Source organism: Brevibacterium sp. S22, assembly GCF_004745485.1.
Classification (GTDB): Bacteria; Actinomycetota; Actinomycetes; order Actinomycetales; family Brevibacteriaceae; genus Brevibacterium.
Genome location: NZ_RHFG01000034.1, coordinates 1 through 16886, shown reverse-complemented (window position 1 = coordinate 16886; position 16886 = coordinate 1). Strand labels below are relative to the sequence as shown.

The following is a 16886-nucleotide window of genomic DNA, read 5'->3' as shown; positions in this document are numbered from 1 at the left end:
TCTCAGCGCTTTGACGCCACGATGAGGTGCCGCGTCGAATGGGCGACGAAGGGGTCGCCTCGGCGCATCCGGGCATCGAGTTCACGCAGCTGCGGCAGGTAGTCGTCGACCGTGAAATCGGGAACCCACCATGGACACTTGCGCAGGATCCACACGATGGCACCGACGTCGTAGAACTCCATGCGGCAGCGTGCGGTCCGCAAGGTGTCGATGACGAGTCCGGCCGCCTCGGCGGCTGTGGTCTCCGTTTCGGGATCGCGGGCCTTCCGGTTCTCCGGTAACGGCCCGAGGAAGAACTCGATGAGTTCGAACGCCGAGGCGGGACCGACGTGCTGGGCAAGATAGGTGCCGCCGGGCACGAGCACGCGGGAGATCTCCGACCACACGGGCGTGACCGGATGACGCGAACTGACGAGGTCGAAGCTGCCGTTGGCGAAGGTCAATCTGTGCGGGTCCGCCTCGACGACGTCGACCCCGCGTGGACCGAGGCGGTGCCGGGCGATGGTGACGTTCGGTGCGTAGGACTCGGCGACGGCCATGCGCGGAGGCAGGACCGGTGCCTCATCGATGACCTCGCCGCCGCCGGTGTCGATGTCGAGCGCCGCGGTCGCCGTCGACAGGCGACGAGCGAGCAGCGTCGCGTAGCTCCACGGCGGACGCTCTTCGGTGGCGCGCCAGTCGAGCCAATCGAAACCCCAACCGGAGACATCGGCGGACTGTGCCTCGGTGACGAGCTCGTCGAATGTGCGCAAACGGGTATCCTCTCACCGATCAGCCGATGGCAGCTCGAGAGTTATTGCCGGGCCAGCGCCCACCGACCGATTATGAGTCGTTGCCGGGTTTGGCCGCAATCCCCGAACCCACTTCCTTCTTCAGCTTGTTGTCGGAGGTTCTATTGAGATTGTGGTCGGGGTCAGTCATCGATCGGACCTTCCTTCGGTCTGGTGTCATGGATGGTGAGGCGGTGCAGTTGAGCGCAGAGTCGGGGACGGGCCCGCAGTGTTGTGAGAATGTCCGAAGTGACGACGGAGAACGGCTGAATGCCTCTATGCCGACGGCTTACGGCGCATCGGATCGTTGAACTTCGCTCTTCCTGTTCTCTGGTCGGTCGAGAGCAGGGTCGCCTGTGCCGGCGAAAGCGGGGCCGGCTAAGAACCAGATGCCGGTGACAATGCCGATGGTGTGAAGAATCCCCCAGTACGGGTGTCTGCTGATGGTGCCGATGCTGTCGGGAATGGTGCCGCCGTCGACGGCGATCATGACGACCAGGCACACTGCGGCGATGATGGCGGCAAGCAGCACGCGCAGCCATTCGGCCCAGATGGCCTTCACCTCGGCGGTGGAGCCCTTCGGCGGCTTGGCAGGTTTCGGTCCGTTGGCGAACCGATGACGGAACCACTCGTCGACGCGTCCGATGATCTGGTGTCCGAACGCAACGGTCAGGCCGAGATAGACCGCTGCCAATGCGTGTGCGTGTGTGGGTTCGGATCCGCGCAGCAGATCCACGGAGACGAGAACGACCAGCGCGAGGTCGACCAATGGAACGCAGGCAAGGACCACAGAACTGACATGCCGCGCGCCGAGGAGATAGCGCGTCGCCAATCCTCCGAGCAGGAGCACCCAGAACGCGATTTCGGCTCCGACGATGGCAATGATCATGGGCTTGCCTCCGGGTGCAGATTCGAGAGATGTTCGTCAAGGCCGGCGATCACATCGTCAGTGCTGACCAGCTCCGGGGCTGTCAGTCGCCTGAGGAGGAGGCCGTCGATGACGACGGCAAGCTGCTGAGCGGCCTTGTGCGGATCGAGGTCCTCCGCTGCTGCGCCGGAGTGGACCAGCCGATCGATGCAGTCTTCGTAGAATTTCTGCAGACGCAGGTAGCTGTCACGAGCCGTTGCCTGCAAAGGCTGATGGATGACGGCTTTGACGACGAACTGCAGATGCGTCTGGAAATTGGCGGTGCTTTCGTCGTCGATGGGCAGGAGCTGATGCAGACCGGCCCTGACCTGGTTGAGGTTTCGTTCAGCAGGCTGAGACGTCGAATATGCCGTGCCGGCTTCGCGCATCGCCTCCTCGACCCTGTCGGCGGTCCGCTGCATGAGTTCGTCCATCGCGAACACGTGGAGTTCATCCTGCGTGGAGAAGAAGTGCCTCACCGACCCCGCGGACAATTGCGCTTCTTTCGCGACGGCCCGCACCGAAGCGGCTTCGAGGCCTCCCTTGCGCAGCAGTCCCCACACTGTGTCGGCCAGCAGTTTTCGTCGTGCGTCTCCGTCAATCGTTCGTACCATGCGAATCAGACTAACACAGGTGTGTTAGTCTGAGCGTGGAGTCGGTCGCCGGCCGGGCTCCCACCGGGCGCCGGATCGAATCTGCCGGCGGCTTCCAAGCCAGAGGAATCGCTATGAAATCTGTCAGGCGGAGGGCACGGCCGACGGGCCGGGACGGCCTCCACGCTTCGTTGCACGCAGAAGTGGGCGCGCGTGATGCATGGGGCGCAATACTCGTTCTCTGCGGCGTCGCTGTCTTCTTCATCGGGCAGCTCGCAGCACAATTCGGCTGGACGACCGGATACAGCTGGGCGCACAACAACATCTCTGACCTCGGTCATGTGACCTGTGCAGACTTCGAAGGCAGGTATATCTGCTCGCCGTGGCATGCGGTCTATAACTCGGGAGCGGTCATCACCTCTGGACTCTTGGTCCCCGGCTTGTCGCTGATGTGGCATCTGTGGGGTTCAGGAGTCCGCGCAGCAGCGGCGCGGATTGCGCTGACCATCGCCTGCTGTGGGTACGCCGTCGCCGGTCTCACTCCGCCCGACATCGCCCTGGGGCCTCATCTGATTGCCGTGCTGCTCCTCATGCCGATTGCGAATATCGGCTTGCTGCTGACTGCCGCAGTTCCGCGTCGATCTGTACTCGGCGATCTGCGCTGGACTGCATTGAGCATCGGCCTTCTGGCCTTGGTGGGAACCGTGCTGCACTTGGGAGGGCCCTGGCTCGGTCTTGGTCGCGGAGGAATGGAGCGTGTGGCCGGGTTTGCGCCACTGCTGTTCCTCGTGATCGCAGCCCTGCATGTCCTTCGGGCCAGATCGCGCGACCACGTCACCTGACTGTCTGAGATCGCGTGGAACCGCCCTCGAGTGGCAGCAGCGAATTGATCCACAGCTCGATATCTGTCGTGAGGTCGTCCGGTGCCTCGATCGGTACGAGGTGTCCGGCTCCCGGGAAGCACGTGAGGCCGGGGTCCTCCGGGAGCAGCCGAGCCAGGCGACAGGATTGCTCGACGGGAATCCACGGATCGTCCTCACCCCAACCTATGCGGACTGGGCAGCGCACCTCGCCGAGGCGGTCGACTATGGGTGCCGTGTGTTCGGGCAGCAGTGCGGCGATCTGGGCGTAGAAGGCCGACTGGCCGCTCGGCGTGATCCAGGGGGCGCTGAGTTCGCAGACCTGGGCGTCATTGAGGCTGTGGCCGCCGGCACCTGCGATGTACTCGTGGACGAGTGCGCGATGAAGCTGAGGCGGGAGGGCTGCGAAGACCTCGGCGTTCTCGGCGACGAGGCGAAAGAACGGCGAGCCCCACAGGTCGAGAGTGACGATGTCGAGCAGATACATCGACGCGAAATCGCAGCCCTCGAGCAGGTGAGTGCCCAGCGCCACGGCCCCGCCGATGTCGTGGGCGATGACGTGGGGTTTCGAGATTTCCCAGTAGTCGATGAGCTCGGCCAGACGGCGACGTTGGGTGATGAGATCAACGGCGGGGGCCGCCTCGGCGAGGGGATCGTGGATCGGCTGCGGAGGCGTGCCCGTGATCTCGGGGATCGAATCGCCGTAGCCGGGCATATCCCAGAGGCGAACGCGGTGATGTTGAGCCAACTTGCGTGCGAGCGGCAGCCACATCCGCGATGACCAGGGTGTTCCGTGGCAGATGAGGACCTCGCCGAGGCGGCGCTCGTTGTCGGCTCGAGCGCCAGGGAGAGGTTCGAGGGTCGTGGTGGCCACCTCGGCGCCGTCGCTCAAGGTGATGCGGTCGGTGATCGTGCGGACTTTCGCGTCGTTCATGTGTTGACGATAGAACTTCAGGTGAACCTGAAGTCAAGGTGTCATCATGGACTGATGAAGATCGGGGATGCGGCCGCACAGCTGGGAGTGGCCACGCATGTGCTCAGGCACTGGGAGCACGAGGGCGTCGTCGTGCCTGACCGGACCGCGAGCGGGCACCGGGACTATTCGGACGAGCAACTGGGCCGATGCCGGACCGTGCTGTCCTGTCAGGGTGTGGGCATGAGCCTTGCCGAGATCCGGTTGATTCTGCGCCGTGGTGAGGCGGGACGCGCCGAAGTGATCGCGGCTCGACTGTCGGCGATTCGTGCGCAGCGCACCGCGCTCGATTCGGCCGAGACGTTCCTCCTCCATGTTCGCGAATGTCGGCACGACCTCATGACTCGGTGCCCGGAGTGTTCGGAGTATGCGGGGTGAAGATGACATTTCGGCTGTGTATCCCTCACGCCGAGAAAGGACAGTGTGGTCCTGGCGATGACCTCGGCGACCATGATGGTGTAGACGGCGATGCGCTCGGGGATTCCGTCGATATCGGTTCCGGTGGTGGCCAGCAGGTACGCGAATGCGGCGAGCCCGGTGATGCCGAGGCCGGCGAGCACCCACCCCACACCACGGCGACCGCCACTGCCACGGCTGCCGACACTGCCGCGTCCACTGGTGCCACGACGACTGTTGCGGGCGAAGTGGATGCCCATGATGATCGCGGCAATGTTGCCTGCCCCGATGGCCAGCAGTGCGCCGAGGCCGTGGAGGGCGGCGGTGCCGTCATCGATAGCGGCTTGGGAGCCGTGGAAGAGGCCGACGAGGCTGATGCCGATGCCGTGGAGGGCTGCCAGGACCAGGTAGGTTCGCCGTGGTCCGGTCCGGGTGATCGCGTGTTGGACGAGGACGGCTGCGGCGATGAAGATGATGCCGTGGATGATGAACCCGGTGTTCATCACCATGTGCAGGGGCGAGTCGACCATGCGGCCTTGGAACCGGGCCACATCGGGGGCTCCGAGGTCGCTGATGTAGTTGAAGCTGTAGCTGTAGGCAGGGTTCTGCCATGCTGCCGCCGTGATCGCCTCGGCGAGGATGTAGTCCGCAGCGTTGACGATGAGGAGTACGGCACCGATCCTGGCCCGCCTTGTGCGGGCCGGGAAGTCACCTGCCTCAAGCGCGGTCGCTCCGGAGGACTGGGGCGCCCCGGACCCGGTCGGGCTGCTGGGACTCATGCTTCGGGCAGGCTCACGCCGGTGAGGCGTTCGGCCTCGGCCCAGAGGCGGGCGGCGACCTGTGCGTCCTGGCCGCGCTTGGAGACCTTCGCCGGTGCCGGTTTCCCGACGAGGTTGAACCGGGGGCCGTAGTAGCCGGCCTGGACGACGTCGGGTCGGGTTGCGGCTTAGAGCATCGGGGCGGCTCCGGCGGCAGCGGAGTGCTGCGGGGTGATGCGCCAGGCGATGCGGATAGCCAGGATCGGTTCGTCACCGTACTGCTTGCCGTTGTCGAAGATGTTCGTCGACGCGTTGCCGGGGTGAGCGCCGAGGGAGAGCAGGTTCCAGCCGCGAGCCTTCGCGATGCGAGCGAGTTCTCGGCTGAAGAGGAGGTCGGCGAGTTTGGAGCGGCCGTAGGCGCCGTTGGCGTTGTAGTCCTTTTCCCAGTTGAGGTCGTCGAAGTCGATGGGGGCCTGGTTGCCACTCGACATCGTCACCACTCGTGGTGCCTCGGCCTTGAGCAGCAGGGGCAGCAGGCGCAGGGTCAGAGCGAAGGGGCCGAAGAAGTTCGTGCCCAGCTGCATTTCGAAACCGTCGGCGGTCTCATACCGCTTGGGCAGCATCATCACGCCGGCGTTGTTGAGCAGCAGATCGATAGGCCGGTCGTCGGCGATGAGGGAGTCGGTGAAGTCCTTGACGCTGGTGAGGTCGGCGAGGTCGAGGCTTCGGACCTCGATATCGGCACCCGGGTGGTCGGTGAGTATCTCGGCCTTCGCGTCTTCGCCCTTGGCCGGGGTGCGCACGGCCATGATCACTCGTGCTCCTGCGCCGGCAAGGCCGCGGGCGGCCTCCTTTCCGGTGCCGCTGTTTGCGCCCGTGACGATCGCGAGCTTCCCGGACTGGTCGGGGATCGGGTCTGCCATGCTCGTCTCCTTAAAGACTGGTGGTCTTTTGTACGTTGAAGATGCTAACAGACCGATGGTGCATAAACAAGAGACAGGTGGTCTGTAGAATGGGGGTATGGATTTTCAGAGGGCGCGAAGTGCCGAGCAGCGCGAGCAGAGGCGGAGTGCCATCCTCGGCACGGCCGCCGGGATGCTTGCCGAGATGGGGGTGTCCGACCTCAGCCTCAACGAGCTGAGCCGGCGGGTCGGTCTGGCGAAGTCGAACGTCCTGCGCTATTTCGAGTCCCGTGAGGCTATCCTGCTCGAGCTGCTCGACGTCGAGCTGCGCGAATGGGCCGAGCGGCTCCGTGAGCGGTCCGGAACGATCGACGGTGATCTCCGTGCGCGCGGCGACAGGCTGGCCGAGGCGATCGCAGAGACTATGGCCGAGAGTCCGGTGATGTGCGATCTCATCGCCTCGCAGGCCGCCGTTCTCGAGCGCAACATCTCCACCGAGGCGGCGATCAGCCACAAACATGCCACAGCGGTATCCGCGGACGCGGTCGTCGACATCATCATGACGGTGCTGCCCGAGCTCAGTGCCGAAGACGCCGATGGAATCGTCGTCGTGACGTTGCTGATGGCCAGTGCCGCCTGGCCGCACAGCCGACCATCGGCTGCTCTTCAGGCGGCATATGATTCCGACCCCGAGGTGGCCGCGACGTATCTGTCGTTCGACGACATCGTCGTCTCCACGGTCGCAGTGCATATCGCGGGTGTGGCGGCTCGCCGGATGTCGGGGTAGGGAGCCGACTTTGCGGCGGCACCGCACGGCACTCGCAAGGGCACATCTGTCCTCAGTGGAGGGCCGCCTCGGCGAGGGAGATGTTGCGGTGGGCGGAACTCAGTGCACATTGCGCGAATTCTCGGGTCGCTGATGGTCACAAAATCTCGCAGAACGGGCATGATGGCCTTATGACCACAGATATGGATATTGCGCTCAGCGCCGAGCTCGATCCCATCGTCGACATCGCCGCTGGGCTGGGTCTCGACGCGCAGGACATCATTCCCCACGGATGGACGAAGGCGAAGGTGCCGATCGACGTCCTCGACCAGGCATCGGCCGACGCTGAGGACGGCCGACTCATCCTCGTCACGGCCATGAGCCCGACTCCGGCGGGGGAGGGCAAGACGACGACGAGCATCGGCCTGGCCGACGGCCTCAACGAACTCGCCCGAGCGAACCCCGATATCGGCAAGGCCGTGCTGGCACTGCGGGAGCCGAGCATGGGTCCGGTCTTCGGGATGAAAGGCGGAGCGGCCGGCGGCGGATACGCGCAGGTCGTGCCGATGGAGGACATCAACCTGCATTTCACCGGGGACTTCGCGGCCATCGCGGCAGCGAACAACCTCGCCGCGACGATGCTCGACAATCACATCCACTTCGGCAACGACCTCGACGTCGACCCACGGCGCATCCACATCCGCCGCGTCGTCGACCTCAACGACCGGGCGCTGCGCGGAGTCGTCGTCGGTCTCGGCGGCATCAATGGGGGAGTGCCCCGCGAGGATGCCTTCGACATCGTCGTCGCCAGCGAGGTCATGGCGGTATTCTGCCTGGCCACCTCGTTGGCGGACCTCAAAGAACGGCTGGGACGGATCGTGCTCGCGCACAGCCGCGGACGCGCACCCATCACCGTTGATGACATCGGTGCGGCCGGGGCGATGACTGCGCTGCTGCGCAACGCCTTGGCACCGAACCTCGTGCAGACGCTCGAGCATTCGCCGGCGTTCATCCACGGGGGACCCTTCGCCAACATCGCCCACGGCTGCAACAGCCTTCTGGCGACGAAGGCCGGGCTGGCTCTGGGCGACTGGGTGGTCACGGAGGCCGGATTCGGTGCGGACCTCGGGGCGGAGAAGTTCCTCGACATCAAGTGTCGGACCGCTGGCATCTGGCCCTCGGCCGTGGTCGTCGTCGCGACCCTGCGGGCGCTGAAATACCACGGCGGGGTCGACGTCAAGGGCGTCAACTCACCTGATGTGTCAGCGGTGCTTGAGGGGATGAGCAACCTCGAGCTGCACTGTACGAACCTGCGCGAGATCTACGGGCTGACCCCGGTCGTGTGCTTCAACCGGTTCCCCACGGACACCGACGAGGAGATGGCCGCGGCGATCTCCCATTTGGACGGGATCGGGGTCGCGGCCGTCGAGTCGACGCACTGGGCCGACGGAGGCCAGGGTGCATTGGCGCTCGCCGAGGCGGTCGTCGAAGCGGCGAGTGGTGGCGGTGCGAGCGCCGGGGCCGGTGAGGGAGCCCATGCCAGTCGCGGCGGCGGTACGGCCGGACCTGCTGTCGAGGACGGTTCACTCTTCGTTGGGGGCGTGGCCGCTGGGGACGCTGAAGCACCTCCGGCAGGGACCGCCTCGGTGTCGGGAGCCGCATCGCGGGCACGCTACAGTTACGAACTCGACCAGCCCTTGGAGGAGAAGATCCGGACGATCGCGCAGCGGATCTACCAGGCGAAAGATGTCGACCTGCCGACTGCGGTGAAGCGGAAGCTCAAGCAGTTCACCGAGGAGGGGTACGGGGATGCTCCCGTGTGCATCGCGAAGACGCAGTATTCGCTGTCGACGGACGCGAGCCTCCGCGGGGCACCGACCGGGCACATCATCGAGGTCAAGGACGTGCGGCTGGCCGCAGGAGCCGGGTTCGTCGTCGTTATCGCCGGCGACATCATGACGATGCCCGGGCTGCCGAAGGAACCCTCGGCGCTGAAGATCGACGTCACCGAGGACGGCAACATCACCGGCCTCTTCTGACCCTCTATTGCTACCTGACGGCGGCTTAACAACCTGGCGCCAGGTTGCAGAGCCGCCGTCAGGTAGCAATTTGGGGATGGAGCGTGCGCGTGTTGGGTCGGAGCTTGCTGTGTCTAGCGTCGGGGCTTCTGCAGCCACGGCCTGAGCAGACGGGTGCTCATCGGCAGGAAGATGTAGGTCATCAGCGGTGTGAGGATGCAGATGTTGAGCAGCACTGCGAGCACGGTCGGCCAGCTGTCCAGATGCGGCAGGAGGAAGAACGTCGAGAGCAGGCTGAGGGGGAAGAACGGCAGGAAGATGCTCACTGCCTGCTTCCACCGAGGTGGGACGACGGTTTCGGGGATCGTCAGCGTCTCCTCGCCCTGGGGCTCGAACCAGCCTTCGATGCCGGTGCGGTGTTCGACGCGGGTGGTCTCGACGAGTTCAGAGGCGCTGTCGATCCACCACCGGCGATCCTCGGATTCGTCCCAGGTGCGCAGGGTCTTCTCGTCGGCGAAGCGGTAGAGCAGATGCCACTCGTCGGAGTCCGGTGTCGTCCGCACCCAACCTGAACCGAGGTAGCCCTCGCGTTCGCGCGCCAGCGCCTGGCCAGCCTGCGCCCAGGCGTTGAATCGGCGATGCTCCCCGGGCTGGACGGTGCGGGTGATCGAGACAGTGATCGGAGACGATTGCGGCATCAGGCAGAGTATAGAGACCCGACAGGTCGGATCAGCGGCCGCCTCGCGCCGCCGCACCGAGTTCAGGCGTCTCCGGTCACCCGCGCGAAGACTCCGTCGAGCGCGGAGGCCAGGTTCGCTCGGTTCGTCTCGTCCATCCAATCCCGGTTGACCTGCTCGTTGAGTCCGCCAGGCGTCTCGTGGGCGGCGACGAGGTCGGCGATGGGCTCGGTCGTCTCGGCGAGTGTGGTGCCGAGTCCGACGAACTGGCCGCGGATGAAGTGGTCGGCGTCGGCTTGGTCCCAGCCCTGGTCGACCAGCCACGCTGTGATCGTTTGCAGGAACGCGAAATGCGCCGACATCGTCGCGGTCACCGCGGACAGAGTGCTGAACTTCGTCTCGTCGTCTGCAGCGACCGACCCGCCGAGGAGGTCGAGGAGGGCTTCGACATCGCGGTCGGCCGGAAACATCGCCGTCACTCCCTTGCGCTCACGGACAGCTGGGAGCGGGATGATCCGCACGATGGCCGGACCGTGGGGGAGGAGTGCTGAGAGTTCGTCCGTCGGCATCCCGGCGACCGCGCTGACCACGGTCTTCTCTGCCGGAACGTCGAGGTCTCCGAGGACGTCGGCCGCCTGCTGAGGGAGGACCGCAAGGGCGACGAGATCGCTGCGGTCGACGACGTCCTGATTGCTCTCCGCCACCTCGGCGGTCTCGATCGTGTCGGCCAGGTGCCGTGCGCGGTCGGCGCTGCGCGGGGAGAGCACGAACCGCAGGCGGTTCCCCGGCCCGTCGCCGTCCTCAGCTGCGGTGCCCGCGCTCAGGCCCTCGACCATCGCCGAGGCGATCTCTCCGACTCCGATGAATCCGATCGTGCTCATGATCTCCTCCTTGAGAGACTCACGTTGAGACTGTCGCAGGTGTATTCGTCTGGTCGCATTGTGTCATCGAATCGAGCAGTCAGGGCGGGCTGTTGAGATCCTGGACAAGAGTCTGCCGGCTAGGGGCGCCAGCTGCCGTCTTCCCTAATCGCCGAGGTGATGCGCCGACTTGCCCTGCCGAGCGCGCGAGCCTGGCCCGGGGTCAAGGAACCGAAGACCACGTGTCGCACGAAGGCAACGTGCTCCGGAGTGGCTGCATGCATGACTGTGCGACCGGACTCGGTGAGGGAAGCGATCGTCGTGCGGCCGTCATCGGGGTCCGGGCAGCGAGTCACCCACCCTTGGCGTTCAAGTCGAGCGACCGCCCGTGAGAGACGGGACAGAGTGCTGTTCGCGAAGCCGGCGAGTATCTTCATCGCCAACGTCTCCTCTTTCGCCTGGGAGAGAGCGAAGAGGATCCCGTACTCGAAATGGCTGATCTGCGAATCGCGTTGCATCTGCGCATCGAGTGCGGCCGGAAGCCATTCCAGCAAGGTCGCGATCGAGGACCAGGTCTCGAGCTCGTCCGCGGTGAAAGCGACCGGATCAGAGTCTGAAGGGTTTCGTTCTGAGGCGCGACTGTCGGCTCTGTTCATGCAGTGCAGTCTAGCGGGTGACTTGCCTGGGAAACTCAATTCATCTAGCGTTGACTTTCCTGGACAAGTAAAAACTCACTGAGAGACGACACGGCGGAAAGCACATGGATCTTCAACTGGCAGGCAAGACCGTCTTCATCTCGGGTTCGACGAAAGGGATCGGCTTTGCGATCGCTGCCCTGTGCGCGTACGAAGGGGCGACGGTCATTCTCAATGGTCGCGACGAGGAAGGGGTCGACGCGGCTGTCGCACGTCTGTGCGCCGACAATCCGAACGCCTCGGCGAGGGGCATCGCAGCGGACTTCGCGGATGCCGGGCAGTTCGACGAACTGCTCGACCGCCTCGGCGACGTGGACGTGCTCATCAACAATGTCGGCCAATTCGAGGTGGCGGCGTTCACCGAGATCAACGACGCGGAGTGGACGCGATACTTCGAGATCAATCTGATGGGTGCCGTTCGCCTGTCCCGGCGACTGCTCCCGCGGATGCTCGAAGACGGGTGGGGCCGAATCATCTTCATCGGCACCGAATCGGCGGTCGACGTGCCCGGTGACATGATCCACTACGGAGCGACGAAGGCTGCGGCGATGGCGTTGAGCAATGGCCTGGCGAAGCTCACCCGCGGCACCGAGGTGACAGTGAATACCGTGCTCGGCGGGCCGACGTACTCGGACGGGGTGGCCGCGACCGTCGAGCGGATCGCCGCCGCACAATCGATGCCCGCCGCCGAGCTGAAAGCCTCCCTCGTCCGCGAATCCTCACTCCTGCAGCGCTTCATCGAACCCGGCGAGATCGCGAACCTCGTGGCCTATCTGGCCAGCCCGCTGTCCTCGGCGACCAACGGTGCTGCCGTGCGCGCGGACGGGGGAGTGCTGCCGACCGTGGTCTGAGTGGGGCAGACAAGTCGCCCTCATTCGAACTCATCGAGCACAACCTCGGCGACGGCGGCGACCACGGCAGGGCCGTCTGCTGACTCGGGATCTTCGGTCTCGATCAACACCGACACGACGATGGGATCGCGATCGGGCGGAGTCGCCACGGCGATGTCGTTCTGGATCGCGTCGGAATGCCCGGACTTGTCCTGCACAGTCCACCCATCGGGTGCCCCGGCGCGGATGAGCGGATCCCCGGTCGCGTTGTCCGACATCCAATCGAGGAGCACGTCGCGGTCGTCGTCCGATAACCGCTGTGGGTCGAGGAGGCCGTGCAGGTCTGCCGTGAAAGCGGCCGGAGTGGTGGTGTTGTCCGTACTGCCCGCTTCGACGTTGTTGAGTTCTGGCTCTTCGTCGGTCACCTCGGTGGTGGTGTCACCGCCCTTGTGGAGCGCCTCGTCGAGGCCGTCGGGACCGCCGAGCTCATCGAGCACGATATTCATCGCGGCATTGTCACTGACTCGCAGAGCGCTTTCGGCCACCTCGGCGAGGGGGAGGCCGTCGTCGACGTGCTTCGAGGTCACGGGTGTCCAGCCGGCCTCGTCGACATCGGCCTGCGACCACGTCACATGCTTCTTCAGCTGCTTCGGCGTCGTGCGATCGAGGAGTTCGGCGACCGCAAACACCTTGAGAGAGGAGGCGAACCCGAAACGTTCGTCTCCCCGATGATCGACCGCTTCTCCGGTGCCGGTGTCGATCGCGCTCACTCCGATCCGTGCGTCGTAGCGGTCTTCGAGGTTCGTGAGCTGCGTGTCGAGCTGTCGGTGTGCGGATTCCTCCATCGTCGCTGGTGCCGTGTCGGTGCGAGAACCGGGTTCGTCCGCGGACTGTGACCGGCTCGAAGCGCAGCCGGCAACGGCCAGAACTGTCGCCGTCGACGCGGCAAGCAGCTGCAATGCTCGGATGTTCATCGATTCGTTCCGTTCTCTCCCGGAGGAGTGGCTGTGGGGCTGGGCCTTCGGACAGGAGTGGTCTCACTGTCGACGAGCTCGCGATGCTCGGTGCTGACCATCTTTCTCCGCTGTCGTCATGCAGTCGAAGACTCAAACGTCTGCTCCCATACCGGTAACGCATATCATGAGGTGATGGATCTGGTTAACGTGTGCCGAACATTCACCGCTGTCAGCGAACTCGGCAGCATGACACTCGGTGCTGCTGCAACCGGGATCCCGCAGCCGGTGGCCAGCCGGCGCATCGCCGGGCTCGAGAAGGAGCTCGGTGCTCGTCTGCTCGAGAGGACCGGTCGCGGTGTCAGCCTCACCCCGTTCGGGCGTGACATGCTCGCCTCGGCGACTCGCCTCGTTGACCTGGCCGACGAGATGATGTTCGACGCCGACAGAGCGAAGCTGCGACCGATCTCCCTGGCGGTCCCGACGGCCTGCTCAACGCGAAACCTCGCAGTGCTGGCCGCTTCGGTGAAGGACGAGGGACTGCGGATCGACTTCCATTCGGCACCGCCTGGCAGGCGGGCCGATGACCTCGCCGCGAGACGAACCCGGGCCTCTTTGCAGGCCGTCCCCGCCGACGAGGCCACATGGACGGTTGCGCTGGGATGTGCGCATCGATCTTCGATAAAGACTCCGGTGCGGATCGCTGATCTGCGGCGATCCCGGACCCAGGTGCCGGGCGATGAACTCGGGCTTGCGGGACGACGCCTGCGACTGACGAGCGAGGACAACGTCCCACACATCAGGGAGCGCGTCCGACGATCCGCCGAGACCACGGGACTGCTTCCCTTTCAAGTCGTTGTGGACTCGTCCGACGCGGACGCGGTCGCGGCCGTGCTCAGCGAGGGTGATCTGCTGCTCTCCAGCGAAGCCGAAGCCGCGGAACTCGAACTCCCCTGGGTGCCGCTCCTCGACCCGACCCTCGCACGGGGCTACACGTTCGCGGCGAACTCGGACGACGACAGTGCGTTGTTTGCCGACTTCGCCGAGGAGATCGCCGACTGCCTCGGCGGGGTGGTCGTCCCTGGTTCGAGTCGACGGACCTCGGCACTGGGGAGCCGGACCTCGGCGTCGGGGAAACGACAAGCGCCGACAGGCCGGCCCGCCTCGGCGAAGGAACCGCGAACCGGGACATCGACAAGGGATACGCCATGATCGAGCGGAAGAAGGTCGTCAGAGCCGTCGGCGCCGAGCTTGAGAACGCTGGCCTGAGCGCCAGGATCATCGCCCGGGATCTCGATTCGAACGCCGAGGTTGTGCTCTCGCCCGACGGAGCGCTGCCGTTGGCGTCCTTGGTCAAGGTGCCGGTCGCGCTCGCCGTGCTCAATCGGATCGGGGCGGGGGATCTTTCGGCCGACGAACAGGTCCAGGTCGCACCGGCCGCGACCGGGTCCGCGAGCCCGACAGGAGCGGCACGATTTCGGCATCCGGCGCGGATCGCGATCGAGGATCTGCTCACCTTGGCCGTGTGCTTCAGCGACAACACCGCTGCCGATGCCTTGCTCGAGCTCGTTCCTGCAGCCGAGGTGCAGCGAGACCTCGACGCTCTGGGACTGCGTGGCATTGATATCAGGCATCGGCTCGACGCGCTGACGATGACACCGTTGGAGAGCCTCGACAGGACCGACGCACATCTTGCCTACGATCTTGCCCAGACGCGACCGCCCCAGGGCGACGGGCACCGGATCTGGCAGCTCGATGTCTCTCGCGCCAATTCCGCTGCTGCCCGCGGGCTGATGAGCCTCCTCGCCGAGGTGTGGCGCCCTGAGCGCGTTGACCCCGGAGTCGCCGCCCGGCTGCGGGAGCTGATGTCCGGCAACATCGTCCGCAATCGTCTCGCGCCCGACCTCATGTCCGATTCGGCTCGCTGGTCATCGAAGACCGGGACGCTGCTCCACCTCAGGCACGAGATCGGCGTCGTCGACCACGCCGACGGTCAGTCGATCGCGATCGTCGCGCTCAGCGAATCGTGCAATCCCGCCTCGGTTCAGCCCGCCGCCGAGGCTGCCCTCGGTGCCGCTGCTCGTGCCCTTCACGATCTGCTGAGGTGAGGTCACCTCGCATCGGTCGGGATCGGCGGTGGACACAGGTCACCGTTCACCGGTCGTTGCAGTGTGCTCGGCGTACAGGTCGCTGAGTTCGGCGCCGATTCGGGAAAGTTCGCTTCGCAGTTCGCGCGGGGAGAGAACCTCCACCGTGCGTCCCCACCCGGCCAACTGCTCGGCCAGGGCGATGACGAGATTGGCCCCCACCTCGGCGGTGGTGGACTCTGTGCCGTGGTCGATGACGGAGAAATACCTTCCGAACTGAGCGGCCAGGATCGGCACTGCCCAATTGGGGCATCGAACCCTGGCGATCACGGACGAGCGCAGCGCCTCGACTTCGTCGACATGGGCGGTCCAGAATGCTTCGAGGTCGAAGCGGTCATCGTCAACGGTCGCGCGTCGGATCCGGCGCTCGGTTCGATCCGACGGCTGTTCGCGGCTCGTGTCGACCGGCTCGGCCTCACTGATTCGATCAGTCCGATAGGTGCGCGGTGTGTCGTCGTGCTGCGGGTGGGCGATGAGATACCAGGTCCCGGCTTTCGCCACGAGGGCCAGAGGTCGTGCAATGGTTTCGTCAGAGGTGCCGTCGCGCCTCGTGTATCTGATGTGAAGGGCTCGTCTATTTACCAGCGCGGAGCGGAGGGCGTGGAGGATCTCGCTGCGCTCACCGGTTCGCGGATGGTCGCCCCAAGCGGTGTGGTCGTAGTGGATTCTCGTTGCGAGGATCTCGGCTTCGTCCTGCAGCGTCGCGGGTAGGGCGTGGACGAGTTTGCGTGTGGCCGCCCGCGTTCCGGGATCGGAGAGCCCGGCGGTGCCGAGCATCCAGAACAGCGCTTTTGACTCGTGCTCTGTCAGCCCGGTGAGATTCGTACGTGCTCCTCCGACGAGCTGCCAGCCCCCTCCTCGGCCGGGCTGTCCGTAGACGGGCACTCCGGCTGCGGACAGGGCCTCGAGGTCGCGGCGAGCCGTGGGAATCGAGACGTCGAGCTCCGCAGCCACCTCGGCGGCGGTCACCTTCCCGCGGGACTGCAGGAAGAGAACGAGAGCGATGAGCCGGTCTGCGCGCATACCTGAAGTATCTCAATAAAAGTGATCATAAGGTGATCGCTTTGGCTGGAAAAGTGAGAACTGTTCATCCGGCCGGGTGGATGAGGAGCCGTCAGGGAAATAGTGCTGCGATTGTGGGCCTGCGAGGCCGGACGGCGATGAAGAGAGAAGAGCAGAGCCATGAATGGAATCCAGGGACTGACGACGATGGTGCTCACCGCGGATGATGTGGCGGCGGCCGTCAACTGGTATTCGGATTATCTGGGCATCGAGCCCTACTTCCGCCAGCCTGCAGAGGGGCCGGCGGCCTATGTCGAATTCCGAATCGGGCCCGACGAAGACGAGCTGGGAATCATGGACCGGGCCTATTCGCCCGAGGGGACAGCTCCGGGAAGCAGCTCGGTGACCTATTGGCACGTCGATGACGTCGAGGCAGCGGTGGCAGATCTCGTCGACCGCGGCGCGACAGTGCATATGCCGGTGACACCACGGGGTCCGGAGTTCGTGACCGCCTCGGTGGTCGATCCCTTCGGCAATGTGCTCGGAATCATGTACAGCCCGCATTGGAAGGGTGCGCACTGAGGGCGCGCTGTGCTTGCTCCGCTGTCCCAGCTGCGGGCCTCACCCCGTCGCGCCCCTCCCCAAACAACCCGACGGCGGCTCTGCAACCTGGCGCTGGAGTGGTCCCCGAAAGTTGGACTGTGATTAACACAGGACAACTTGAAGGGACCACTCCATGCGTCACAACTGTCTGATCACCGACGAGCAAGCCCAAGCCG

General features: G+C 65.2%; 18 protein-coding genes. 7 read left to right on the top strand and 11 right to left on the bottom strand.

Translation table 11 applies throughout. The features are described 5' to 3' along the window. Positions 1–2: 2 nt before the first annotated feature. From EB835_RS18245 to EB835_RS18235, 3 genes are all read right to left on the bottom strand, one after another. On the bottom strand, positions 3–752 hold the full coding sequence (locus EB835_RS18245) for a class I SAM-dependent methyltransferase (RefSeq protein ID WP_135810867.1): 750 nt from the start codon (positions 750–752) through the stop codon (positions 3–5). Between the two features lie 307 nt (positions 753–1059). Further along, entirely contained in the window at positions 1060–1659 is a 600-nt protein-coding gene (locus EB835_RS18240) for a hypothetical protein (RefSeq protein ID WP_135810866.1), read from the bottom strand. Beyond that, positions 1656–2291: a TetR/AcrR family transcriptional regulator gene (locus tag EB835_RS18235; RefSeq protein WP_135810865.1), complete on the bottom strand. Its 636-nt coding sequence runs from the start codon at positions 2289–2291 to the stop codon at positions 1656–1658. Before EB835_RS18235 ends, EB835_RS18240 begins: the two co-directional genes overlap by 4 nt. 113 nt (positions 2292–2404) lie before the next feature. On the opposite strand from EB835_RS18235, the gene EB835_RS18230 reads away from it, so the two are divergent. After that, positions 2405–3112, top strand: a complete 708-nt coding sequence (locus tag EB835_RS18230) for a DUF998 domain-containing protein (protein ID WP_135810864.1) — start codon at positions 2405–2407, stop codon at positions 3110–3112. On the opposite strand, the gene EB835_RS18225 is transcribed toward EB835_RS18230, so the two are convergent. The 3 genes from EB835_RS18225 to EB835_RS18210 all read right to left on the bottom strand — a co-directional run bounded on the left by EB835_RS18225 (position 3105) and on the right by EB835_RS18210 (position 6180). Beyond that, positions 3105–4064, bottom strand: a complete 960-nt coding sequence (locus EB835_RS18225; RefSeq protein ID WP_135810863.1) for an alpha/beta fold hydrolase — start codon at positions 4062–4064, stop codon at positions 3105–3107. The genes EB835_RS18230 and EB835_RS18225 overlap by 8 nt on opposite strands. A gap of 209 nt (positions 4065–4273) precedes the next feature. Next, positions 4274–5278 (bottom strand): DUF998 domain-containing protein, encoded by a 1005-nt coding sequence (locus tag EB835_RS20465; protein ID WP_135810861.1) that lies wholly within the window; start codon positions 5276–5278, stop codon positions 4274–4276. A 167-nt stretch (positions 5279–5445) separates the two neighbouring features. After that, positions 5446–6180 (bottom strand): SDR family NAD(P)-dependent oxidoreductase, encoded by a 735-nt coding sequence (locus EB835_RS18210; RefSeq protein WP_240688844.1) that lies wholly within the window; start codon positions 6178–6180, stop codon positions 5446–5448. A gap of 97 nt (positions 6181–6277) precedes the next feature. Here EB835_RS18210 and EB835_RS18205 point away from each other — a divergent pair, with 97 nt between their 5' ends. Continuing rightward, positions 6278–6946: a TetR/AcrR family transcriptional regulator gene (locus tag EB835_RS18205; protein WP_135810860.1), complete on the top strand. Its 669-nt coding sequence runs from the start codon at positions 6278–6280 to the stop codon at positions 6944–6946. Positions 6947–7116: 170 nt separating this feature from the next. Further along, positions 7117–8964, top strand: a complete 1848-nt coding sequence (locus EB835_RS18200) for a formate--tetrahydrofolate ligase (RefSeq protein WP_135810859.1) — start codon at positions 7117–7119, stop codon at positions 8962–8964. 113 nt (positions 8965–9077) lie between these two features. Here EB835_RS18200 and EB835_RS18195 read toward each other — a convergent pair whose 3' ends face one another. From EB835_RS18195 to EB835_RS18185, 3 genes are all read right to left on the bottom strand, one after another. After that, the gene (locus tag EB835_RS18195) at positions 9078–9641 is read right to left on the bottom strand and encodes an antibiotic biosynthesis monooxygenase (RefSeq protein ID WP_135810858.1); all 564 of its coding nucleotides are present in this window, start codon (positions 9639–9641) and stop codon (positions 9078–9080) included. A 62-nt stretch (positions 9642–9703) separates the two neighbouring features. Then, positions 9704–10501, bottom strand: a complete 798-nt coding sequence (locus EB835_RS18190) for an NAD(P)-binding domain-containing protein (RefSeq protein WP_135810857.1) — start codon at positions 10499–10501, stop codon at positions 9704–9706. A gap of 119 nt (positions 10502–10620) precedes the next feature. After that, positions 10621–11136, bottom strand: coding sequence for a MarR family winged helix-turn-helix transcriptional regulator (locus EB835_RS18185; RefSeq protein ID WP_135810856.1), 516 nt, complete (start codon positions 11134–11136; stop codon positions 10621–10623). 104 nt (positions 11137–11240) lie between these two features. Here EB835_RS18185 and EB835_RS18180 point away from each other — a divergent pair, with 104 nt between their 5' ends. Then, positions 11241–12026 (top strand): SDR family NAD(P)-dependent oxidoreductase, encoded by a 786-nt coding sequence (locus EB835_RS18180; protein WP_135810855.1) that lies wholly within the window; start codon positions 11241–11243, stop codon positions 12024–12026. A 20-nt stretch (positions 12027–12046) separates the two neighbouring features. Here the strand turns inward: EB835_RS18180 and bla are convergent, their stop codons facing one another. Then, positions 12047–12979, bottom strand: coding sequence for a class A beta-lactamase (bla, locus tag EB835_RS18175; protein ID WP_135810854.1), 933 nt, complete (start codon positions 12977–12979; stop codon positions 12047–12049). Positions 12980–13153: 174 nt separating this feature from the next. Between bla and EB835_RS18170 the strand changes: the two genes are divergently transcribed. Further along, positions 13154–14170, top strand: a complete 1017-nt coding sequence (locus tag EB835_RS18170; protein ID WP_135810853.1) for a LysR family transcriptional regulator — start codon at positions 13154–13156, stop codon at positions 14168–14170. Further along, positions 14167–15066: a serine hydrolase gene (locus tag EB835_RS18165; RefSeq protein ID WP_135810852.1), complete on the top strand. Its 900-nt coding sequence runs from the start codon at positions 14167–14169 to the stop codon at positions 15064–15066. The genes EB835_RS18170 and EB835_RS18165 overlap by 4 nt, the downstream gene beginning before the upstream one ends. Before the next feature lie 39 nt (positions 15067–15105). Here EB835_RS18165 and EB835_RS18160 read toward each other — a convergent pair whose 3' ends face one another. After that, positions 15106–16128, bottom strand: coding sequence for a helix-turn-helix transcriptional regulator (locus tag EB835_RS18160; protein ID WP_135810851.1), 1023 nt, complete (start codon positions 16126–16128; stop codon positions 15106–15108). Positions 16129–16287: 159 nt separating this feature from the next. Between EB835_RS18160 and EB835_RS18155 the strand changes: the two genes are divergently transcribed. Continuing rightward, entirely contained in the window at positions 16288–16689 is a 402-nt protein-coding gene (locus tag EB835_RS18155) for a VOC family protein (protein WP_135810850.1), read from the top strand. Positions 16690–16886: the final 197 nt, after the last annotated feature.